The sequence below is a fragment of the Desulfobacterales bacterium genome (genome assembly GCA_034520365.1).
Taxonomy (GTDB): Bacteria; Desulfobacterota; Desulfobacteria; order Desulfobacterales; family Desulfosalsimonadaceae; genus M55B175.
This window is the reverse complement of sequence record JAXHNP010000003.1, coordinates 18,982-41,370: the sequence shown is the minus strand read 5'-3', so window position 1 is coordinate 41,370 and position 22,389 is coordinate 18,982. Positions and strand designations below refer to the sequence as shown.

Annotated in this window: 17 protein-coding genes and 1 tRNA gene; 11 read left to right on the top strand and 7 right to left on the bottom strand. The window is 52.6% G+C overall.

The features are described from left to right. The first annotated feature begins 18 nt into the window (after window positions 1–18). The 4 genes from U5L07_03380 (at window position 19) to U5L07_03365 (ending at window position 4,663) form a co-directional block, all read left to right on the top strand. Window positions 19–384: a hypothetical protein gene (locus tag U5L07_03380; protein MDZ7830773.1), complete on the top strand. Its 366-nt coding sequence runs from the start codon at window positions 19–21 to the stop codon at window positions 382–384. Window positions 385–643: 259 nt separating this feature from the next. Then, complete coding sequence (locus U5L07_03375) at window positions 644–3,037, top strand: ATPase, T2SS/T4P/T4SS family (GenBank protein MDZ7830772.1); 2,394 nt, start codon at window positions 644–646, stop codon at window positions 3,035–3,037. Window positions 3,038–3,122: 85 nt separating this feature from the next. Further along, the gene (locus U5L07_03370) at window positions 3,123–3,584 is read left to right on the top strand and encodes a PilZ domain-containing protein (GenBank protein MDZ7830771.1); all 462 of its coding nucleotides are present in this window, start codon (window positions 3,123–3,125) and stop codon (window positions 3,582–3,584) included. After that, window positions 3,581–4,663: an adenylate/guanylate cyclase domain-containing protein gene (locus U5L07_03365; GenBank protein MDZ7830770.1), complete on the top strand. Its 1,083-nt coding sequence runs from the start codon at window positions 3,581–3,583 to the stop codon at window positions 4,661–4,663. The genes U5L07_03370 and U5L07_03365 overlap by 4 nt, the downstream gene beginning before the upstream one ends. Before the next feature lie 33 nt (window positions 4,664–4,696). Here the strand turns inward: U5L07_03365 and U5L07_03360 are convergent. Beyond that, a tRNA-Sec gene (locus tag U5L07_03360) sits at window positions 4,697–4,794 on the bottom strand. Window positions 4,795–4,871: 77 nt separating this feature from the next. Here U5L07_03360 and U5L07_03355 point away from each other — a divergent pair. From U5L07_03355 to alaS, 6 genes are all read left to right on the top strand, one after another. Beyond that, window positions 4,872–6,017, top strand: a complete 1,146-nt coding sequence (locus tag U5L07_03355; protein ID MDZ7830769.1) for a M20/M25/M40 family metallo-hydrolase — start codon at window positions 4,872–4,874, stop codon at window positions 6,015–6,017. Beyond that, window positions 6,014–7,174, top strand: a complete 1,161-nt coding sequence (larC, locus tag U5L07_03350; GenBank protein ID MDZ7830768.1) for a nickel pincer cofactor biosynthesis protein LarC — start codon at window positions 6,014–6,016, stop codon at window positions 7,172–7,174. The genes U5L07_03355 and larC overlap by 4 nt, the downstream gene beginning before the upstream one ends. A 67-nt stretch (window positions 7,175–7,241) precedes the next feature. Next, window positions 7,242–7,694: a phosphatidylglycerophosphatase A gene (locus U5L07_03345; protein MDZ7830767.1), complete on the top strand. Its 453-nt coding sequence runs from the start codon at window positions 7,242–7,244 to the stop codon at window positions 7,692–7,694. Between the two features lie 183 nt (window positions 7,695–7,877). Beyond that, window positions 7,878–8,465 carry an RNA 2',3'-cyclic phosphodiesterase gene (thpR, locus tag U5L07_03340; GenBank protein ID MDZ7830766.1) on the top strand — a complete coding sequence of 196 codons (588 nt, stop codon included), beginning with the start codon at window positions 7,878–7,880 and terminating at the stop codon, window positions 8,463–8,465. A gap of 46 nt (window positions 8,466–8,511) precedes the next feature. Beyond that, complete coding sequence (recA, locus tag U5L07_03335; GenBank protein MDZ7830765.1) at window positions 8,512–9,564, top strand: recombinase RecA; 1,053 nt, start codon at window positions 8,512–8,514, stop codon at window positions 9,562–9,564. A 12-nt stretch (window positions 9,565–9,576) separates the two neighbouring features. Beyond that, a complete protein-coding gene (alaS, locus tag U5L07_03330; GenBank protein MDZ7830764.1) occupies window positions 9,577–12,213 on the top strand; it encodes an alanine--tRNA ligase in 2,637 nt (878 codons plus the stop codon). Here the strand turns inward: alaS and U5L07_03325 are convergent. The 4 genes from U5L07_03325 to U5L07_03310 form a co-directional block, all read right to left on the bottom strand. After that, a complete protein-coding gene (locus tag U5L07_03325) occupies window positions 12,210–13,985 on the bottom strand; it encodes an extracellular solute-binding protein (protein MDZ7830763.1) in 1,776 nt (591 codons plus the stop codon). The genes alaS and U5L07_03325 overlap by 4 nt on opposite strands. Before the next feature lie 5 nt (window positions 13,986–13,990). Further along, window positions 13,991–14,821: a dihydrodipicolinate reductase gene (gene dapB, locus U5L07_03320; GenBank protein ID MDZ7830762.1), complete on the bottom strand. Its 831-nt coding sequence runs from the start codon at window positions 14,819–14,821 to the stop codon at window positions 13,991–13,993. Between the two features lie 67 nt (window positions 14,822–14,888). Then, on the bottom strand, window positions 14,889–16,604 hold the full coding sequence (locus U5L07_03315) for a sugar phosphate nucleotidyltransferase (protein MDZ7830761.1): 1,716 nt from the start codon (window positions 16,602–16,604) through the stop codon (window positions 14,889–14,891). Between the two features lie 32 nt (window positions 16,605–16,636). Continuing rightward, window positions 16,637–19,285 carry a 1-acyl-sn-glycerol-3-phosphate acyltransferase gene (locus U5L07_03310; GenBank protein MDZ7830760.1) on the bottom strand — a complete coding sequence of 883 codons (2,649 nt, stop codon included), beginning with the start codon at window positions 19,283–19,285 and terminating at the stop codon, window positions 16,637–16,639. 229 nt (window positions 19,286–19,514) lie between these two features. On the opposite strand from U5L07_03310, the gene U5L07_03305 reads away from it, so the two are divergent. Beyond that, a complete protein-coding gene (locus U5L07_03305; GenBank protein ID MDZ7830759.1) occupies window positions 19,515–19,796 on the top strand; it encodes a hypothetical protein in 282 nt (93 codons plus the stop codon). Window positions 19,797–19,914: 118 nt separating this feature from the next. Here the strand turns inward: U5L07_03305 and U5L07_03300 are convergent, their stop codons facing one another. Then, window positions 19,915–20,604, bottom strand: coding sequence for a ribonuclease H (locus tag U5L07_03300; GenBank protein MDZ7830758.1), 690 nt, complete (start codon window positions 20,602–20,604; stop codon window positions 19,915–19,917). Window positions 20,605–20,626: 22 nt separating this feature from the next. Next, the gene (locus tag U5L07_03295) at window positions 20,627–21,805 is read right to left on the bottom strand and encodes a DUF1343 domain-containing protein (protein MDZ7830757.1); all 1,179 of its coding nucleotides are present in this window, start codon (window positions 21,803–21,805) and stop codon (window positions 20,627–20,629) included. Window positions 21,806–22,389 lie beyond the last annotated feature (584 nt).

Sequence of the window (22,389 nt, the reverse complement as noted above, 5' to 3'; positions counted from 1 at the left end):
GATAAATGGGAATGAACCATGGCGGACATGTTCAAAGATGTATTAAGTATTGAGGGCGTTCACGGTGTGTTGCTGTTCACAGGCAAAGGGGAGGTGTCGGTTTCACAGTTTACCGCTGATTACCAATCCGATGCAGAAAAAATAAAAGGGATAGACTGGTCCCCCATGGCAAATGAATTGTCCGGGATCACTGAAGCGGAAATCATGTTTGACGAGGGCCGGTTTTATATCCGCAAAACCGGTGCCGGCTATTTGATGGTGATTTTGGATGAGCATGCGCCGGTTTCCATGGTTCGGTTAAATTGCGAAGTTCTCCTGCCAACCCTTGAAAAACAAAAAGCCGGCAAAGGAATTGGTCAACTCCTCCGGAAAAAGATTTTTTAAGGATCCGCCCGGGTCTTTGGTAAAGATTCGAAACTATATGTTGCGTATGGGTTCCCCCCTCACTGAATAACGCGTCCCGCCCCATCCGGCTGTATTGGCTGCCATTAGAAATATTTTTGTAGACGTTTAAACATTGTGGAAACAGCCTTTGGGCTTTTCAAAATCCCCCGATTTTGTTATTATTAAATAAATTATGGAAAATGAAAAATGTCATGTAAATGGCACTTTTTGATTTTTGGGATATAAAGGAGTCTTCACGATGGGAGATGCTCAAACCACAAGCAATGGCATCGAATCCAGGCTGAAAACAGCGGATGCGTACGAATCGCACGGTCTGTTTGATGAAGCCCTGGCTTTGTATCAGGAAGTCTTGGCTGAATTGCCCGAGGATGATGCGGACCGGCGCAGTGAGATTCAGAAAAAGATTGATGGCTTGAAGGAGGAGGTTGAAGACGACGAAGGGGATGCGGGCTATGAGCTCTCCTCCGAAGAGGTGACCCACATCAAGTCCGGCCTTTCCATCGGGGAGAGCGGGCCGGAAATCTTTGATAGTGCAACCGCCTTTAGGGAACTGGGGCTTTATAAAGAGGCGGTCTCGGAATACCAGAAGCTTTTCCAGACCGATTTTTCGATCGATGATTTTTTGCAGGATTTTCTGGATTGCCTGCTCTCCGTATATCCGCCGGGCGAGGCTTGTGAGGAGATCGAGCGCATCGTTAGGGAAAATCAGCTTGAACAGCAAACCGAAGCCGCCATCAAATTCGGACTGGGCCATGAACTGGATCAACGGGATTATAAGGAGCTTGCGACCAGATGCTATGAAGGGGTACAAAAAATCAATCCCGTCTATCCCAAGCTAAAGGAACATTTGGAGGCCGTCCAGCCGGAGCGGCGGTTTGAATCCCGGTATGACTATCTGCTGAAAAACGAAATCGTTTCCACCGCCCAGCTGCAGAAGGCCCTGCCGATGGCCAAAAAAATGAAAAAGAGCGTGGAACACGTCCTTATGGAGCAGTTCAAGGTATCCAAGGAGGATATCGGCAAGTCGCTTTCCGCTTATTATAACTGCCCCTTTCGCACCTTTGACCCCAAGATGGAGGTGCCCTATGAGTTGATCAGTAATTTAAAGAAGCCCTTTCTGCTGCAGGATCTCTGGGTGCCCCTTCATTGGGAGGTCGGCCATATCGAAATTTTAATGGATGATCCAAAGGATTTAAGAAAGCTGGATCACGCCAAGGCGCTTTTTAATACCAATAAATTTATTTTTTCCGTCGGTATCAAAGAGGATATCGAGGCCATTATCAATCACTTTTTTTCAGAGAAAAAAACGCAGACAGCCCATCAAAAAAGCGGCAGGACCAGCGAAGACGCATTGGCGGACATGCCGGATATCGCCTTTGAAGAAGACGAGGAGGATGAGGGCGAGGGAGAAGAAGACTATGATGAAGGCTCGGGGAAAGTCGTCCGGCTGGTTGATCAGGTGCTCATTTCCGCCTATCGCAAGGATGCCTCGGATATTCACATTGAGCCGTCCCCGGTGACCAAGCGAACCAAGATCCGCTTCCGCATCGACGGGGTCTGTCAGGATTTCCTGGAGGTGCCAAACTCCTATGCGCATGCGCTGCTGTCAAGAATTAAGATTATGTCCAATCTGGATATTGCCGAGCGACGCATGCCCCAGGATGGCAAGATCAAATTAAAACGCCGGGGAATCCCCGAATTTGAACTTCGGGTGGCAACCCTGCCCACGGCCGGCGGCTATGAGGATGTCGTTCTTCGAATTCTGGCCGCAAGCGGGGCCATGCAGATAGAGGATCTCGGCTTAACAAAGCGTAACTACGAGCTTTTGAAAAAGGCCGTCAATAAGCCCTATGGAATTGTTCTGTGCGTCGGTCCCACGGGTTCCGGTAAAACCACCACCCTGCACTCCGCGCTGCATCATATCAACACGCCTGAGCGAAAAATCTGGACAGCAGAGGATCCGGTGGAAATCTCCCAGCTAGGCCTCCGCCAGGTGGAGGTTAAAAATAAAATCGGGCTTGATTTCGCCAGAATCATGCGTTCCTTTCTCCGGGCGGACCCGGATGTGATCATGGTCGGTGAGATGCGGGATTATGAAACAGCCTCCATCGGTGTTGAAGCCTCGCTGACCGGCCACCTGGTGTTCTCCACCCTTCATACAAACAGCGCTCCGGAAACCGTGACCCGGCTTCTGGATATGGGCCTAAATCCCCTGAATTTTTCGGATGCATTTTTGGTGGTGCTGGCGCAGCGCCTTTTACGGCGTCTCTGTAAGAACTGCCGAAAGGAATATACGCCCTCCAAAGAGGAGTTCGATGATTTGGTAAGGGATTACGGGGAGGAGGAGTTTGAAAAGCTCGGGATTACTTATTCATCGGATTTAAAGCTCTATGCGCCGGTCGGATGCGAGCAGTGCAACGGCACCGGCTATAAGGGCCGTATGGGGATTCATGAATTGATGGATGGCAGCAATGAGATCAAACGGATGATCAAAAAACAGGCCAGCGCCGAAGAGCTTTTCCACCAGGCCAAAAAGGAGGGCATGACCACCCTGATGCAGGACGGGATTATTAAATTATTTCAAGGTCTGACCGATATTCATGAGGTCCGGCGGGTGTGCGTTATTACTTGATGCCGCCCATATGACAATTTCCATCCAGATAATTGCCGAAGCTTTCGCAAATCCGGCTGTATCCTGCGAACAATAGATTGTGCCCATGGGAAACCGACTCATAGATTTTTTCCGCCGCTTGTTAAACCCTATTTCTGCCCGCTGGCACAGTCCTTCCCGCATCCCTTCCGTGCTGAAACCCCCTGAACGCGAAAATAAGCGCGCCTTTCGCCGATATCCTCTGGAGTTTGACGTTTCTGTGACGTTTTTCGGAAATCAGGGCGCCCTGGAAACGGATCAGGGGGAATTACAGGATATATCCGGCGGCGGTGCCCTGTTTTTCCCTCAGCGGCCGGATAGGTATTATGCCGGTCAGCAGATCGAAACAAAGATTTATCTGGCGGGCACGCAGGATGTCCAGGGGTGTGTGCGGTCCGAGGCGACTGTGGTGCGCGTTGAAGGCCGTGACGGTCCGTCGGCAGATGAGTCTGTGCGTGTGGCGGTGCGGTTTGATCGGACGTTTGATTTTGAGCGGATGGATGGCAGCGATACCGGGCGGGTGAAATGAAACGGGCAAAAACGGGATACCGTGACTACAGAAGCCTTGGCGGGAAAATCGTGGCGGGGCTGGCCTTAATGGCGGTGATTCCCTATCTGCTCTTGTTGTATCTGTTTTTTAACGATCAGATCAATGTTACGGAGACCTTTCTTTTTTTTCTACCCCTGATGCTGATCTCCATCCTGTGCGGATTTTCCCTGCTTCGCCGATCGGCGGATCAGCTGTTTTTTCTAACCCGGGAAATCGCCCGCCTGCAGTCCGGTGAAAAAAACGGGCCGATACTGATTCAGGCGGATCAGGAGTTAAATGAAATTGCCAGTCATTTTAACAGCCTGATGGAAAAACTGGAGGAGATGAAACGGAAAAACCAGGAGCAGGCCACCCAATTGATGGTCTATTCCCGGGATCTGGCCCTGTCCTATCAAAAAACCAAACAGGAAGAGGCCCTGCGCAATCGGTTAAGCCGGTATGTGGGCAATAATCTGGTGGAAAAGCTGATTAATCTAAAGGACGGGGTTTTGCTGGAAACCGAGCGGTGGGAGGTCACGGTGCTTTTTGCCGATATCCGCTCGTTTACGGCGATTGCCGAGCAAATGAAGGCGGATGAGGTGGTATTGATGCTCAATCAGTACTTCAGCATCATGGTGGATATCATTTTTAAGAATAACGGGTTACTGGATAAATTCGTGGGCGATCAGCTGATTGCTGTGTTCGGACTGATGGAATCAGATGCCAATCCGGCCGACAATGCCATCCGCACCGCCCTTGAAATGCAGCAGGCCACCCGGGCGCTTATGGCCCGTCGGGATCGGGAGAATCAGGTAACATTTGACGTGGGGATCGGTATCAATACGGGGGTGGCCATTATTGGGAATATCGGTTCATCGAACCGAATGGATTACACGGTTATCGGTGATTGCGTAAACGTGGCCGCCAGGCTGGAGGAAATGGCAAAGGGCAAAGAGATCGTTGTCGGGGAATCCACATTTCAGAAGAGTGCCTGTGATTTTAATTTCGAATGCCGGGGGGATGTTTACGTGAAGAATAAAAGGGACCCGGTGATGTGTTATAATATTCTGTACAGCTGAGCGGTCCCTGGCTGGCGCAGGTGGAGAAAAAAATGGCGGAAGTGCATGGGAATCGAACCCACCTAGGACGGTGTTAACGCCCTACACCGGATTTGAAGTCCGGGAGCCCCACCAGTGAGCTTCGCACTTCCGTATATGTTTGGTCTTTAACCTAAAAGCAATCAGTAAGTGATGTCAATATTTTTTAAGCAGGAGGCAAACAGCCCGTATGATTGATCAAGAGCGGCTTGCCGGGACATTCAAAAAACTTGTCATGATCGACAGTATTTCAAGGTCGGAGGCCCGGATTGCGGATGCCATCTGCGGGATGCTCTCCCCCTTTGATCCGGAAATCCTTGTGGATAGCGCGGCCGAAAAAATCGGCAGTGACACCGGCAATCTCATTATCCGGATTGCCGGCACCCGGAATGCGCCGCCATTAATGCTAAACGCCCATATGGACACGGTGGAGCCGGGAGCCGGCGTGGTCCCGGAATTTCAAAACGGCGTCTTTACCAGTCGCGGGGATACCATTCTCGGGGCGGATGACAAAAGCGCCATTGCCATAATCATTGAGGCGCTGCAAGTGATTCATGAAAACAGGCTTCCGCACGGCCCGGTTGAACTGGTTTTTACCATTTGTGAGGAAATCGGCCTGCTGGGTGCCAAAACCCTGGATTTTGATTTGATCACCGCGCCGTTCGGGTATGCCCTGGATACCTCGGATACGGATGTCATCATTAATCGGGCGCCGGCAGCCAACCATTTTGAAATCAACCTTTATGGCAAGGATGCCCATGCGGGCGCGGATCCGGAACAGGGCATCAACGCGATTCATCTGGCCAGCCGGGCGATTGCCGCTCTCTCCCTGGGCCGGATTGATGCGGAAACGACCTGCAATATCGGGATGATCGAGGCCCAGGGCGCAACCAATATCGTGCCCCGGCATGTGCGGATAAAAGGTGAGGCGAGAAGCCATAGCGAAGAAAAGCTCCAGCAGGTGACGGATACCATCATGGCAGCTTTTGATACGGTGGTGACCGATTACAGAAAAAAGCATCAGTTAGATGAGCTGCCCACATTTGAGAGCGCCATTGATAAAGAGTTTTCCAGCACCCAAATCCCTGAGGATCACCCGGTGGTGGTACTTGCCCAAAAAGCAGCCGCCGGACTGGGCCGGACGATCACCCCCAAGCGGACCGGCGGGGGATCGGATGCCAATATTTTCTTTGCAAACGGCATTGTCACAGGGGTCCTTGGTACCGGGATGACGGATATTCACAGCACACGCGAATCGATCCGGTTGGCGGATATGGTAAAAAGCGCCGAACTTTTGGTTGAAATCATCAGGAAACACAGCGAGCATGCCGAATGAGTATGGAACGTGTCGCCTATTTTGACTGTTTTTCCGGGATCAGCGGGGATATGACCCTGGGGGCGTTTGTTGACCTGGGCGTGCCCGCTGACTGGCTTGCCGAGACCCTGAAATCCGGTTTAAACATAGCATTTGATCTCTCGGTGGAAGCGGTTCACCGATCGGGGATCGCCGGCCGTCAGGTCACTGTAACAGCGGTTGACCAAACAGCCCGTCATTATACGGATATCCGGAAAATGATTGAAAGCAGCGGCCTGCCTGAGGGGGTCAAGGCCCGAAGCCTTGAGATGTTTGAACGCCTCGCTTCCGCCGAAGCCGGTATCCATGGCTGCGAAAAAGAAGATGTGCATTTCCATGAAGTCGGTGCGGTGGATGCCATTGTGGACATTGTAGGCTGCGCCCTGTGTGTCGAATATCTGGCGATTGACCGGGTGTTTGCCTCAAAGATTCCCTTTGGCCGGGGATCCGTGACATGTGCGCATGGGACGCTGCCGGTGCCGGTTCCCGCCACTGTTGAAATATTAAAAGATGTGCCGGTCTATGGCACGGATATCCCCTATGAACTGGTAACCCCCACAGGCGCCACCATTATCAAAACCCTGGCCCAGTCGTTTGGCGTCATGCCGGACATGGAAATCAAGGTCGCGGGCTATGGCAGCGGGAGCCGGCATTTTGAGGGGTTGCCCAATCTTTTGCGGGTTGTTCTGGGCCAAACAGCTGCCGGTGCCGAGCGCATGGTCATGGTGGAGACCTGCATTGATGATATGAATCCGGAACTTTACGGATTTATTTCAGACCGTCTCATGGCGGACGGCGCCGTGGATGTCTACATGGTGCCGGTGTTTATGAAAAAGCAACGGCCCGGCACGCTTTTTCAGGTGCTATGCCCGCTTTCCTGCAGGGAAGCGGTCATAGAGCGAATTTTGACGGAAACCACCACCCTGGGGGTGCGCCATTATGATGTCAACCGGCGGATTCTTGAAAGGGAGGCCGTGGTGGTAGAGACCCGCTTTGGACCCATTGCCGCCAAGCGTGTCAAGCGCCCGGACGGCGCCGTCTGCATTGTTCCGGAATACGAAGCCTGCAAGGCGGCCGCAGCCGCCCACAGCATCCCTATCCGGGATGTCTATGATCTGGTTTGCCGGCAGACTGAATAAACCGCTTATGGCAAAAGGATCATGGCTTGACAGGAACCCGGGCAACATATAAATACGGTGCATGGATTTGACACGCAAGCTGGTTTTGGGCTTGGCCACCGGCGGGTATGTCGGTTATATTCCGGTCGCGCCGGGCACATTCGGATCCTTGCTCGGGGTGGCAGCGTACGGGCTGATTTCATTTCTTCCGCTGCCGGCGGTTTTGCTTTTAATAGCGGGCTTTGCGCTGGGGGCTATATGGATTTCGCATCAGGCGGCCGCAATCCTTGGGGTGGAAGATCCCGGGCAGGTGGTGATCGATGAAATCATCGGCATGATGGTGGCCCTTGCCGCGCTGCCGGCGCTGCCGATAATTTGGATAGCGGGTTTTTTTCTTTTTCGGTTTTTTGATATATTAAAACCCTTTCCCATCAGCTATCTGGAAAAGCGATGCCCGGGCGGGCTGGGGATTGTCATTGATGATGTGGTGGCGGGTATTTTTGCCAATATCCTGCTGCGCGGGGTTTTACTGTTTGTTTGAAGGCACTGAGGCACGGTAAATTTATTCTATCTATTTTTCAGGCGGGCACGGTGGCCCGCCCTACGAATGGGGAAAAACCCGATTCATCGTAGGGTCGGCCACCGTGCCGACCATAAATTTTTGATTTTATTGACCTTACACCTTAAACCCTATACCTTAAACCGTGAAGTTACTCAGAAGCGAATGGCTGAAACAAATGCCAAATCCATCCGGGCCTTTATCGCCATTAAGCTCCCGGATGACGTGATCGAGAGCCTGCGCGAGGCCCAGACCCACTTGAAGCATGAGGGGCTTGACATCAAATGGGTGCGGCCGGAGAATATTCATTTAACCCTTAAGTTCCTGGGCGATATCCGGCAAACGGATGTGGATGCGGTGGGCAAAGCCTTAACGTCGTCGGCTGCCCCGTTTGCGCCCCTGACGCTGTCCGCGTCCGGGTTGGGGGCTTTCCCGAGCGTTAAGCGGCCTCGGGTCATCTGGTCCGGGCTAAGGGGGGATCTGGAAGTTCTTGCCCGTCTGCACGCCCGGCTGGAGGAGGAGCTTTCTGCGCTGGGCATGGAAAAGGAAAGCAAAGCATTTAAAGGCCATTTGACACTCGGGCGTATAAAGGGCAAAGTCAATCCGGATGTAATGATCGATGCCGTCAGCAAATACGGCCACATGACCTCCCCGGGGTTTGTGGCGGATACGCTCTATCTTATAAAAAGTGACCTAAAACCATCGGGTCCGGTTTATACGGACTTGATTTCCGTGCGAATGGGCGCTGGATGAATCTATCCGGCGGCCTTTTTACGGCATGTATCGGACAGGAGGCGATATGACCCAGAATACTGAAAAAGAACGGGCCGTGGAAACTGCGATCAGTCAGATTGAAAAGCAGTTCGGCAAAGGCTCCATCATGAAGCTCGGCGGCAATGTGATTATCGATGTGCCGGTTATTTCCACGGGCTCTCTGGCCCTGGACAAGGCCTTGGGCATTGGGGGAATCCCCCGGGGCCGGGTCACCGAGATTTACGGGCCGGAAGCCTCCGGCAAGACAACGCTTGCGCTCCATGCGGTGGCGGAAGCCCAGAGAAAAGGGGGAATCGCAGCCTTTGTGGATGCGGAGCACGCCCTGGACACCTCGTATGCCAAAAAGCTGGGGATAAACTGCGATGAACTGCTGGTGTCCCAGCCGGATACGGGTGAGCAGGCCCTGGAGATTGCGGAATTGCTGGTAAGAAGCGGGGCCATTGATGTTCTGGTGATCGATTCGGTGGCCGCCCTTGTGCCGAGGGCTGAAATTGAAGGGGAGATGGGGGATGCCCACATGGGCCTCCAGGCCCGACTCATGTCCCAGGCGCTTCGCAAATTGACCGCCACCATCAGCAAGACCAAAACCTCGCTTATTTTTATCAACCAGCTTCGCATGAAAATCGGTGTGGTCTTCGGCAATCCGGAAACCACCACCGGCGGCAACGCCCTGAAATTTTATTCATCCGTCCGGATCGAGGTGCGCCGCACCGGCTCTATCAAAGAGGGACAGGAGGTGGTGGGCAACCGGACCAAGGCGAAGGTGGTGAAAAACAAAATGGCCCCGCCGTTTAAGGAGGCCGAATTTGATATCACATACGGCGAGGGTATCTCTGTTGCCGGCGATCTTCTGGATATGGGGGTCAAAGCCGGGGTGGTGGATAAAAGCGGTTCCTGGTATTCCTACAAAGAGGAGCGGATCGGCCAGGGCCGGGAGAACGTGAAAAAATTTTTCAAGGACAACCCCGATTATTTTGAGAAGATCCTGCAGGAGGTAAAGGAGGCCATGGGTTTGGCCGGGGCTTCTGAACCCGCCAATGATGAGGCCGAGGCGGCTGCCGAGAAATCCTCGGGATAAACTGGAGAGGGCATGACTGGAGACGAAATACGCAACCGGTTTTTTGACTATTTCCGCAAGCACGACCATCAGATTGTTCGCAGTTCCTCGCTCGTGCCGCAGGATGATCCCACACTTTTATTTACCAATGCGGGTATGGTCCAGTTCAAGCGGGTCTTTCTGGGCGAAGAAAAGCGCAGCTATACCCGGGCCGCCACTTCGCAGAAATGCCTGCGGGCCGGCGGCAAGCACAACGACCTGGAAAACGTCGGATACACGGCCCGTCACCACACGTTTTTCGAAATGCTCGGCAACTTCTCCTTCGGCGACTACTTCAAGGAAAAAGCCATCGGATACTGCTGGGAGCTTCTGGTGGAGGAATACGGATTGCCGGCGGAAAAACTCTGGGTATCGGTTTACAAGGACGATGATGAGGCCTACGCGATCTGGCGGGATCAGATCGGGGTGCCGGAGGACCGGATCGTGCGACTGGGGGAAAAGGATAATTTCTGGTCCATGGGCGAGACCGGGCCCTGCGGTCCCTGCTCGGAAGTACTGATTGACCGGGGTCCGGAGCTTTCCTGCGGCCGGCCGGACTGCATGCCGGGCTGTGAGTGCGACCGGTACTTAGAAATCTGGAACCTGGTGTTTATGCAGTATAACCGGGATGAAACCGGTGAGATGACCCCGCTGCCAAAGCCCAGCATTGACACCGGCATGGGGCTTGAGCGGATTGCCGCGATCATTCAGGATGTGCCCACCAACTATGACACAGACCTGTTCATGCCGATCATGCAGAAAATCGAAGCCCTGTCCGGAAAATCCCTGGGGGAAACGGAATCCACGGATGTGGCCATGAAAGTCATCGCCGATCACAGCCGGGCCGCGGCATTTCTGGTGGGTGACGGGGTGCTGCCTTCAAACGAGGGGCGCGGCTATGTGCTGCGCCGCATTCTGCGGCGGGCCATTCGCTACGGCCGGTTTATTTCGCTCACCGATCCCTTTCTGCATGAAACGGTGGAGACCGTTTTTTCCGTGATGAAGGCGGGCTACCCGGAACTGACGGAGAAACGCGCGTTTATCACCAATGTGATCAAAAATGAGGAGGTCCGTTTTCTGGAGACCCTGGATAACGGGCTTAAGCTCTTGAATGAAACGCTTTCCCGCATGCAGGCAAACAATGAAACCGTGGTGCCCGGGGATGTGATCTTTAAACTCTATGACACATTCGGCTTTCCGGTGGATATTGTGGAGGATGTGGTCCGGGACAAGGACTTTGGTCTGGATATGGAGGGGTTTCATGCGGCCATGGCCGAGCGCCGGGAGAAATCGCGCTCGGTTTCCGCCTTCTCAGGCATCTCCGAGGCCTACAAGAATTTCACCGCCGGCCTTGACCAGCTCCCTGCGTTTGTCGGATATCATCGATTGAACGCGGATTCAACGGTTTTGTACCTGGTAAAGGGCGATCAGCCGTTGGCGGCTGCAGAAGCGGGCGAGGAGATTGAAGTAGTGACCGCGGAAACCCCGTTTTATGCCGCCTCCGGCGGTCAGGTGGGCGATATCGGCCAAATTCACGGAAAAAATTTTGAGGTATCCGTCACCGATACGTTCAAGGACCCCACGGGGCTTATCATCCACAAAGGCCGGGTGAACTCCGGCCGGATCGAGAAGGGTGCACACGCGAGCCTGGCGGTCGACCGCGAGCATCGTACGGCCACCGCCCTCAATCATACGGCCACCCATCTGCTGCACGCCGCCTTGAGATCGGTTTTAGGCGAGCATGTCCGGCAGTCCGGTTCCTATGTGGGCCCGGATCGTCTGCGGTTTGATTTTACCCATTTCTCCCAGGTCCCCCTGGAATCCCTTGAGGCTGTGGAAACCCTGGTAAATGATCGGATTCGGGCCAATGTGGATGTCTCCATCCAGGAAATGGATGCGGAAGAGGCCTTTCAAACCGGGGCGATCGCGCTTTTTGAGGAAAAATACGGCGACCGCGTCCGGGTCATTGAGCTGGATCAGTTCAGCAAGGAGTTGTGCGGAGGAACGCATACCGCCAAAACCGGAAACATCGGCCTGTTTAAAATCATCGGCGAAACCAGTGTGGCCGCCGGCGTGCGACGGATCGAAGCGTGTACCGGAAAAGCCGCCCTTGACCATGTGCAGTCCCGTCTGCGAATTCTGCAGGACACCGCCGGACTTTTAAAGGAACGGCCGGAATCCCTTTATCAGCGCGTCGAGGCGATGCTGTCCCAGCAGCGGGCGGCAGAGAAGGAGGTTGAACGGTTAAAAAACAAAATCGCCTCCTTTTCCGCGGATCAGGCGGACAGCGAAATTCAGACCGTAAATGATGTAAAGGTCCTGGCCAAGCGCGTGGAAGTTGAAAACCCGGCGTCTTTGCGGGATATGGCGGATAAATTCAAGGACCGGATAAAATCAGGCATTGTAACCCTCGGGGCGGTGAATAACGGCAAAGCCCTTTTGATCGTGGTGGTCACCAAAGATATGCTGCACCGGTTTCATGCCGGCAATATCATCAAATCCGTTGCCGCCGAAGTCGGCGGCGGGGGCGGCGGCCGCCCGGATATGGCCCAGGCCGGCGGTCCCAACCCGGAAAATCTGGACAAGGCCATTGCCAGGGTTTACGAGATTGTGCAATCGGCTGAGGCTTAGTCGTTAAACACCTCATCAAATTTAACTGATCCTGGGCTGGGCGGCAGGGGCAGGCCGTGTTTTACCCCATCACTTAACATCGCCTGGCTATCCGGGTCCCGCCACCAGTAAACCAGGGCGCTCGACTCATCCCCGTATTTGGAGAGCACGGTCTTGGGCGTCCCGAACTTGTTCCAGTACAGCAGCCGCGTATAGTCAATATTCCAGAGCAGTGCATAGGGATGCGCCTTAAAAATGAGCTGATCGATCTCCCGGCAGATGGCATTTCGTTTTTGAATGTCAAAAATGGTCTTCTGCTTTTCAATCAGGGCATCCACCTTTTCGTTTTTAAATCCGGTGATATTGTTGCCGCCTTCGCGCTCCGCCTCTTTTGAGGCCCACATGCTTTCCGGATCTTTGAATACCCCGGCACTCCAGGCCGCCCAGGTCATCTGAAAGTTATACTCATCCATGTCCCGGGCCCAGGCCGCCCAGTCCTTCTTGTCGATTGTCAACTCAATGCCCACATCCTTTAGGTCTTCGGCATAAATGGACAGAAATTTATCCGATGATGAGTTCCGGGATAGAAACTTAAAGTTAAACTTGCGGCCGTTTTTTTCCAATAATCCGGTCTCCGGGTTCACATCCCAGCCGGCCGCCTTAAGCAGCTTGCGGGCTTTTTGCTTGTCCATTTCGATCAGCGGGTTGGGGCTGGGCTCCTCCGGGGTATACAGATCCTCAAAATAGGACCGGTGCAGGAAATACTGACCATACATCAGGGTGCGGTTCATTTTGCGCCGGTCCAGAAGATATGCCATGGCCTTTCTCACCCGGACATCATCAAAGGGCGGCTTTCGCATATTCATGGCAAACCCTTGAAACCCCACGGGCTTGTGGTTGTAAACCTTTTGTTTGAGGATATGGTTTTTGGAAAATGCCTCACCCTGGGTTTCATTGATCCATATGCGGGAGGTGTAGACCGGAAAAATATCGATTTTTCCCTTTTTGAATGCTTCAAAGGCATTGGTGCGCTCGGCATAGAAGCGGTAGGTGATGGTATCAAAATTGAACTTGCCCTGGTTGCGCTTGGCATCCGCCGCCCACCAGTTATCCCGGCGTTTGATCTGAATAAACATTCCCTCTTCGATGGGCCCGACCGCATAGGGGCCGGAAACCACCGGAAACTCGAAATTGATTTTATTAAAATCCCTGTCCTTGTAGGCATGTTTGCAAAGCACGTGAAACCCGCCCGCGGCTCTGAGGTTTTTCCAGTGTACCTTTTTGGCGGTAAATCGGATGGTGTGCTTGTCAATGATCTCCGGCCGATGAAACCGCTCCATGCTGATTTTATGGGGGCCGGTCAGGTGCTTCGGGTCCATGATCGCGTCATAGGTCCATTGTACGTCTTCGGCGGTCACCGGCTCGCCGTCGCTCCACCGGGCGTCCGGGTTCAGATGGAATGTAAAGGTCTTTTTGTCATCCGAGATCGTCCACCAATCCGCCAGTCCGGGCTCATAGGCAAGGGTTACCGGATTCATGGCGAGCAGGGTCTCAAACATGGATCCGAAGACCTCGGCGGAAAGGGTATTGTTGTCCAGATAGTAGTTCAGGCTTTTGGGATACTGGCCGCCGAAGGTTTTAACCTCGCCGCCTTTTTCCGCATGGGGCGAGGCCAGCGGATCCGGCCGGTCCTTCCAGTCTTTATCCGGATACCGGGTCTCGCCGTGCGCCGGGGCCGCCGCCAGGGCGGCTGTCATAAAAATAAGCGTTAAGAGGATGGCCGCATGCCGCATGAAATTTAAGCTCCTTTCAAAACATCGATCATGGAAAATGTCCGGCCGCGAATGCTCTGCCGGATTTTTTCCTCTAAAAACCGGGCTGCATCCAGGGTGCCCCAGGCGTAAATGTCACGGCCGTTCACAAAATGGGAAAAGGAGAAGGTAACGGTTTGATCCATAGAGGTCAGGGTATAGGTGTGCCATCCGTGGCCGTCCAGATACTCCTCCGGCACCCCCCATTCTTTTTGCTGGATTTCCGGATCCCGGATTTTAATGATATCTGACTCGGAAAAATTAAGCCCCAGCTGGTTGAAATGCCCGACCATGGCCTTGGCCGTGCCGCTGGTATCCACCTTGCTCTTTTGGTGGGATTCCTTGATTTCAAGCTGGTAGCCGTCAAAGAGACCGGGAAAATTCTTTGCGGCATAGGCCATCATGGCCTGAAATCCCACGATCTGCTTGGCCATGTTCGGGGCGATGACCGCGGATATTGAAGATTCGGCAATGGTCTGGGCCAGCTTTTCCCGGTCACCGCCGGTGGTGCCCATGACAAAGGGGATCGCCTGGTTGCAGTAGAATTCGGCATTTTCATTCACCGCATCCGGGAGGGTAAAGTCGACACTGATGAATTCGCCTTTGCTTGACTTGATGGCCGGGATTGCCTGATCCCGATCCTGAGGCTTAATCAGGCGGATGTTTACATCCTCGAGTGTCATTTCATCTTCCGCTATTTCCGGGCCGGTCATGGACTGCGGAATAAATTCCACACTGGTATCGGCAATCGCGTGCCTGGCGATTACGGTGGCCACTTTTCCGGGCAGGCCGTTAACCATCAGTTTTAATTTGCTCATCAGAGGCCCTCCTATTGGTATGTCGAATCAATGATGGTGTGTTGGGTTGATACTGAATGAAAAACGATTAAAGGTCAAGGCGGGTTGCAAAAATTTCAGAAACCCTTGCGGCCGCCGCATCCACTGTCCGGGAAAGCAGCGGAAATGCTCCCGGCATCCCGGCCAGATCCTGTTTCAGAGTGCGTGCGGCCCTGGGGATAAACTGACTGAAAAAGGGCTTTTCTTTGACCCGGGTGAGATAGCCATATGCGCCCAATGCCTGCATTAGCCGGCAGACCCGGCAGGCCTGATAGCCCGCCAGAAAACGATTCCGGGAAAAGCTCCGGTATTTCATGTATTCATGCATGGCAAAATCAAGCAGCTGCGCTTGGATCGGCTGCGAAAGGGCCGCATAGGGGTCTGCCAGAAGCGCGGCCAGATCGTACTGGACCGGCCCGATTCGTCCGCCCTGAAAGTCGATGAAATAAATACCCGCGTTTTTGATCATGATGTTTCGGGACTGAAAATCCCGGTGCATGAACCCGGGCATGCTGTTTAAAACGGCTTGGTCCGCCAGGCGGGAAAACTCGTCAGCAAGCGTTTCATATGGCTGATTCAAGTGGAGATATCCGTTCAAAAAGGCGTCCACAAAATACCGGCATTCTTTTTCAAGAATCAGGGGCTTGTCATAGGCCGGACCCTGGTAGGCGGCCGCCGGATCAAACCCCTCTTTGCCTGAAACAGCCATTCTTAGCAATTCGCAAATCACGTTCTCATAAATCGCGATCACTTCAGCCTGCGGCGGATTGGCCTGCAGCCAATCATATAACAGGGTATCGCCCAAATCCTCCAGAAAAACGAGGCCGGCAAAGCGATCCTTAAAAAACATCTGCGGTATTGGAATGTTTTTTTCAAACAGGTGCCGGCCAATGGCGATAAATGAATCAATCTCGCAGGTGTCATCGCTTGCCTGAATGCCGTGGTCGGCGAGAATCAGGCAGCCGCCTTCACCTGTCAGGCGGTACCATGCGCGGTCCGAGCCGTCGCCTTTTAATTTTTCATACTTGATATCGGAAGCCGCCGGTTTTCGGCCGCAGGCGCTTAAAAAGGCGGCAGGGGCGGTGTGATCCAAAACTGCCGTGCGATAGCGCTTTGGCGTGCCGATATCCTGCCAGTAAAAGGGCGCCGGCACATAGGCCTTGATGGGCAAGCCCTTATCCAGCAGCGATTGGTAGACGGCAATGCTGCTGACCGTCTGTTTCGGCGGAATAAACGAAAGAATCCGGCTGTCCATCACCTGGATGCCGGTAAAGGCAAGGAGCGCCTCCGTTTCTGACAAATGTTCGGCGGCAAATGAACGAATAAACTGCCCATTGTCAACAACGACGGAATTAAAAGCCGGGTGGTGATGCATGACCAGGGTAGCCGGCCAGTCATGGCGGCAGTGATATGCATAAACGGGGTCAAGGTCCAGATCCGTCACAATATCGCTGTTAATCACCAGAAAGGGCGCGCCATCCAGAAAATCGGCCGCGTTCCGGATCGCCCCGCCGGTACCCAGTATGGAAGGCTCATAGCGGGTCGTGACCGGTATGGGAAATGTTTGTTCCTCAATAAATGCGGCAATCTGATCCGCCAGATGATGGGTGTTGATGATAATGCCGGTACAGCCGGCGGTGATTAAGCGGTGAATCAGGCGGCCGAGGACGGGCTCGCCGTTAATGGGAAACAGGGGTTTGGGCCGGATGTTGGTATACGGTCGGAGTCGGGTGCCGTAGCCGGCTGCAAGGATTAAGGCCTTCATGGGTAGATCACTCGGGTATGTCCAAAAAACCGCTATGAGAGCAGGGGCATTTTTTCCTGAAGGTATTTGCGGTAGTTTTGGATTTTTTCCAGATAAAAATCAAAGGATTCCGGATCGGTTTCCGGACTGCTCAGGCCTTTGTCCGTAAAATAGGCCACCGCATTCTGATAGTTGATTTTGGTTAAGGCCTCTTTCCGGTTGATCTCGTTTCGTTTGTACATCCGGTTGCCCATGGCCTGAATTTTTTTGATATAATCTTTGACTTCATAAATAGGCTGCTTGGTATAGTGCCTCATGTAATTTAAGACCACCCAGTAGGAATCAAAAAAGGGTGCCATAAAGGCGGCCAGCATATGGAGCTTCCGGTAGCCGGCGGAGGTGATATTATAGGTTTCCGGCAGTGTGGGGTGCGGCATCAGGATCGCGTCATCAATAAAGGATTTCAAAGTTTTGCGCACCGTATGCGCCACAGGCAGCTCATTTTCGAAGACAAACTCGTTGGCGAATAAATCCTTGAGAAACTCATAGTGCGTATGCAGGTCACCTGCGGCAAACTGGAATGCATCGGCGTGCAAAATAGCCATAGCCGTATAGGCCCCGGGGATAAAGCAGATGACGCAGTTATTTTTATAGTATTCCAGGGCCGGGCGCCGGCTGTCGCTGATTTTGAACAATGGGTTGGATTCGTTTACGGTGGTGATTTCAGTGGTGCTTTTTTCAATAATTTTGTTCTGGGTAAAAGTTTCCAGAACATGCCGGTAGGCGCTGTTTCGGTCAATGATCAGGGTGTCTGACAGGTTGGCGCCCTGGTTTAACAGAAAGGTCATATACGTATCCACGATATGAAATAGCTGGTTTAAGTAAAACCGCTTCTGCCCGCAGTTCAAAATGGATGCCGCCAGCACGGCATAGGGGGTGACCACGGTGACCTGGTTGATTGCCCCGATCAGACGGCGGCCCAAATGAAGAGCGGCTTTTTTGGAGTCCAGGGCGGCTTCGCTTAATTCCGGATTGGTTTCCTGCAGGTAGTGCTTCAGAGAAATGGGCGCGTTAAAGTTTAGGTAGATTTTACCGTATTTTCTTTTCAAAAATTTTCTGGCTTTGAGCATGTTCTTCAGATTTTCCGGAGCCTTTTTGCCGCCCTCCAGTTCATGGATATAGGCTTTTTCCTCAAGCACCCGGTCATAGCCGATATAGATCGGCACAAACATCATATCGCTCCAGCGGATGTTTTTGTAGGCATCCAGAATCAGGGACAGCAGGCCGATTTTCGGGGCCAGCAGTTTTCCGGTGCGGCTTCGGCCGCCTTCCGGAAAGAATTCCACATAAAAACCCTCGTCGATAATTTTCTGAAGATAGGCGGCAAATACTTTGGGGTAGAGCTTTTCGCCTTTAAACGTCCGTCGGAGAAAAAACGCGCCCCCGCCCCGGAATATGGGCCCCAGCGGCCAGAACGAAAGATTCTTGCCGGCCGCGATCAAGGGGCAGGGCATGTTGTTGTTGAAAAAGACATAGGAGAGGATCAGGTAGTCCAGATGGCTTTTATGGCAGGGGACCAATATCAGGGGGGCATCCCGGGATATGCGTTTGACCCGGTCGAGTCCGCTGTAGTCAACCACCATGCCTTCAAAGATGGTGCGAAACATCCAGCGCAGGGCCACATCAAAAATGCGGATCGTTTTGAGGTTGTAGTTAGAGGCGATTTCATCCAGATAGGCGGCCGCCTGTTTATGGGCCTGGTGAAGCGATACATCGGATTGCCGGGCATAGTCCGCGATAAATTTCTGCACATCCTGCCGGGTCAGCAGCTCCTCCATGATTTCCAGCCGGGATTTGAGTATGGGGCCGGTGATGCTTTGCCGGTGGCGGTTGATTTGACCGAGCAGATGCCGGCGCAGGGCGACCGCCTGGTTTTTGGAGGAGAGTTTGGCGATTTCCGGGCGCGCTAAAAAATACTTCAGACAGAGAGGTTCGGAGGCTTCGATAAATATGGTTTTGGGGCTTTTGGTCAGTGCCACCAGCCGGCGGATGCGGCCCGGATTCTCATTGGTGCCAAAAAGCATGTCAATAAATGATAGCCGGGTTTTTTCCGGGGCTTTGCCATACAGCATCAACTGAGGGTAAAAATAGACCGGCCGGTCGATGCGTTTTTGGATTTCAATTAAATAATGGAGCGGGTCAGGCTTGGATTTGACGAACCGGCGGTAAAACCCCTTTTCCTCAACCAAAGACAGGAGCGCGGCATTGCCGGCCATCAGTTTGTCCCGGATATAGCCGCTTTTGTAAGGGTCCGGCAGAGCCAGGTGTTTGACGAAATAGTTGACATGGGAGAGGATAATTTTAAAAAGCCGCATTAAGGGCTGCCAGAAAATAAGGCGGTGGTCAAACCCGATGCCCGGATGCGGCATGCCCTCATGACGGAGCCGGGTATGAAAAAACAGGTACTCGAAATAGCTTTTGTATTTGTTTACATAGATGATAATCCGGTCCTTGTTTTCCGGGCGGCGGGACAACTCTTCGGGCTGGGAATCCACCTGAATGCCCATGAAAAGGAACTTGAGTATCAATCTGGCGACGATGCCGGTATTCGGGGGCAAATAGCAGGTAAAAGGGTGGTAGGCGCCGGAAACCCGTTTGTCCCACCAGGATCGAATATTTTTTTGTAATTTTTTAAGACGCATATGAATCGGCTCGGCTTTGTAAAGGATATTTGGTTTTAACAATTTGTCGGTTGCTTTTCAAGCGCATTATCGTTTACCGGCAAAAGCAGAGGGTGCAGAATGGATGGTTGCAAGAAATTTTGCCTTGCTTTACCCCGGGGCTTATGGTAGATGTTAATTTTGATTATCAAACAATGTCCATAGATTTTACAGGATTGGAACGTAACTTATTAAAGGAGGATGCAGCTTTATGAAAACGTTAATTGGGGGCGCGATAGCAGCCGTAATTGGTGTAATCGGATTGGCGATTTGGTTTAATGCGTTTTTGCAGCTTCTGGCCGGTGCCGTGCCGGTCATGTTGTTGCTTGGTGGGTGCCTGGCGCTGTATCTCGGCTTCGATGAACTGAAAGATACCTGGCAGAAAGAGGGCAGTGTCGCCCCAGCGGATACGGAACCGGAAAATGACCTGGAAAAATACAAAAGGGAAAATGAAGAGCTGAAAAAAGAGATTGAATCCATGAAGTCCAAGTAAACTGTTCAGCCGGCAGTTTTTGAACAGCCTAAAAACCCCGCAGGGTCTTTCCTGCGGGGTTTTTTCGTTGACTGCGATTTATCCCCCCCCCCCCGGAATCTTTCGGATGCCCGCCGGTCTAAGGCGCGTGCTTTTTAATCGCGCTGGTCGCCAAATGATCCGCTTTTTCGTTGCCGCAAATCCCGCCGTGCCCCTTAACCTTGATCAGCTGTAAATCCTTAAATTCTTCGCAGAGCGTTCGAATGTCAGTGACCAGCTCCTTATTCTTGTGCGCCTTCCAGCCGCTTGTCAGCAATCCGAGCACGTAGCTGCTGTCCGTGTAAAGCCGGACCGGTATGTCTTTGCGCTTAATCGCCTCCAGGGCGGTTTTAACCGCCATTAATTCAGCGATGTTGTTGGTTGCGGAACCGATGAAGCGCGAGATTTCGCGCTCGTGGGGCCCGTATTGCAGAAATACGCCGATGCCGGCCGGTCCGGGATTGCCGGAGGCAGCCCCGTCCGTATAGACGTGGATCGCCTCCTTATTGGGTTTGTCGGCATCACTGTCCGCCTGGACAAGGGGGGGCGCAGTTGGCTGTATTTGGGTGGGATTTTCAGGCGTTTTTGCTGGCTGTTTTTTTTGCTTGTCCTCACCTTCAATATCCCCAACATTCTCCCCGCGCACCCAGTATTCGTGGGGTTGATCCAGCTGGTATTTGATCAACACCTTGCCTTTGTCCATCACCGGCTGGCCCGCCGGGTCCGCGGCCACCCACACTTTATTTTTCTTAAACCGTTTGCGCACCCATTTTGAAATCTGTGATGCCAAACCGTTGGTATTTTGTCTGTCGCTATGGCTCATATAACAGAAACGGTTGTATCTCTTTTTGAAAGTCCGCTAAATCGGTCAGCCAGTCGGTTTCAATGGCCTCCACCGGTTCAAATCGTTCTATACGTTCGCGGATGGCGGCATCGCCTAATATTAAATCAATCGGGAGTTTCTCCCACTCATATTCGTAAGGGGGCGCTCGCCATTCGAATTTTTCCGGATAATGATACATCACCGCCTGCATGAGCTTGAGGCTTGTCTGATAGGCATTGTAGGCGCCCGGGTCGGTGATATGCAGGTGGACCCCCCGGCAGTTTTCATGCTGGAATTTATGAAACATGGGTTCAAATGCCACCGGCCGGAGCACGCCGCCGGGAAAATGCCGGCCGCCCATAAAGCCGGCGATTTTATCCGGATCGATAAACGGGGCGCCGAAAATTTCAAACGGGGTGGTCGTCCCCCGGCCTTCGGAGATATTGGTCCCTTCAAATATGACCTGCCCGGGATAGACCATGGCGGATTGCACGGTGGGCAGGTTGGGGGATGGGGGTATCCAGGGAAGGCCGGTATCGGAAAAATACATCCACCGGCGCCATCCGTGCATTGGAATAACCTCAAGACGGCAGCCGATGCCGTTTGCCGTATTGATATAGCGGGCATATTCCCCCAGGGTCAGGCCGTGGCGCATGGGGATCGGATACCGGCCGACGAATGAGGCAAAGGGGTGTTTCAGCCGGTTGCCTTCCACCTGAATACCGTTAGCCGGGTTGGGCCGGTCAAGGACGAGTATCTGTTTATCCATATCCCGGGCGGTTTCCAGGCAGTAGGACATGGTGGCGGCAAAGGTATAGACCCGTGTGCCCGCATCCTGCAAATCAATGAGCAGGGTGTCAAGGCGGTCAAACATGGGGACGGTCGGCACCCGGGTATCGCCGTAAAGGCTGAAAACGGTAAGGCCTGTCTCCGGGTCCCGTAAATCCCCGGACTCCACCATATTGTCCTGCTTTTCCGAATAAAAGCCGTGCTGCGGGGAGAAGAGGGTCGTGAGCCGGCCGGGAAACCGCTGCTGGATTAAGTCCTTGGCATGACAATAATTTCGGTCCACCGAGGCGGGGTTGCATAACAGGCCGAGCCGCTGTCCCTCCAGGCCAGTCGGCGGATTAGCGATGAATTTTTCCAGTCCGGATTTAATCGGCGGCATCCTCTTTTTGGACAATAAATAAAAAATTTTTAAATTTTTTATTTGTCTGAAATTTAACAGATTATTTTAAATTCCCCGGGTTTCCTGCCTTTTATGACGTTTGCGTTAATTATCTAAATTCTTTCCGAATCCGGTTTTTGACGCACCCATTCGTCATAGAACTGTCACCGAAAAATCAAATATCGACAAAAATCAAAGGAAATTTAAAAAAATGGAAGCTTTCAGGCGTTTCGGGACTTCATCGGGTATCCGCCGAAAAACCATTTCCCCCTTATTTGCGGGGGCTTTGGGCATTGATAAAATTTTATAGCTCATTGAACTAGTTGTACTATCTTGTTGATGGTTTAATAAAAAAATCAAATATATATATATTGTTGAAAGGTGGTTTGAAAAGGCGTCAATTTCGCATCTCATCATATTTGACCCGCCGCCGGAGATAGATTATACAGGGGGCTAATTGATTGCGACGGATCGCTAAATTTTTTCACAGATCAATTCACATTCTCAAAAATCCGAATTTTCCTTTTTATATAGGTTTTACCTGCCACACAGAGTGTTTTTTGCGCGCTAATCGTTTTTTATTG

Coding starts and splice junctions, on each gene's coding strand:
- U5L07_03315 (MDZ7830761.1), bottom strand. CDS start 16,604: ATGAAGGCCTTAATCCTTGCAGCCGGCTACGGCACCCGACTCCGACCG.
- U5L07_03375 (MDZ7830772.1), top strand. CDS start 644: ATGGGAGATGCTCAAACCACAAGCAATGGCATCGAATCCAGGCTGAAA.
- U5L07_03380 (MDZ7830773.1), top strand. CDS start 19: ATGGCGGACATGTTCAAAGATGTATTAAGTATTGAGGGCGTTCACGGT.
- larC (MDZ7830768.1), top strand. CDS start 6,014: ATGAGTATGGAACGTGTCGCCTATTTTGACTGTTTTTCCGGGATCAGC.
- U5L07_03310 (MDZ7830760.1), bottom strand. CDS start 19,285: ATGCGTCTTAAAAAATTACAAAAAAATATTCGATCCTGGTGGGACAAA.
- recA (MDZ7830765.1), top strand. CDS start 8,512: ATGACCCAGAATACTGAAAAAGAACGGGCCGTGGAAACTGCGATCAGT.
- U5L07_03305 (MDZ7830759.1), top strand. CDS start 19,515: ATGAAAACGTTAATTGGGGGCGCGATAGCAGCCGTAATTGGTGTAATC.
- U5L07_03295 (MDZ7830757.1), bottom strand. CDS start 21,805: ATGCCGCCGATTAAATCCGGACTGGAAAAATTCATCGCTAATCCGCCG.
- U5L07_03325 (MDZ7830763.1), bottom strand. CDS start 13,985: ATGCGGCATGCGGCCATCCTCTTAACGCTTATTTTTATGACAGCCGCC.
- U5L07_03370 (MDZ7830771.1), top strand. CDS start 3,123: ATGGGAAACCGACTCATAGATTTTTTCCGCCGCTTGTTAAACCCTATT.
- dapB (MDZ7830762.1), bottom strand. CDS start 14,821: ATGAGCAAATTAAAACTGATGGTTAACGGCCTGCCCGGAAAAGTGGCC.
- U5L07_03355 (MDZ7830769.1), top strand. CDS start 4,872: ATGATTGATCAAGAGCGGCTTGCCGGGACATTCAAAAAACTTGTCATG.
- thpR (MDZ7830766.1), top strand. CDS start 7,878: ATGGCTGAAACAAATGCCAAATCCATCCGGGCCTTTATCGCCATTAAG.
- U5L07_03365 (MDZ7830770.1), top strand. CDS start 3,581: ATGAAACGGGCAAAAACGGGATACCGTGACTACAGAAGCCTTGGCGGG.
- alaS (MDZ7830764.1), top strand. CDS start 9,577: ATGACTGGAGACGAAATACGCAACCGGTTTTTTGACTATTTCCGCAAG.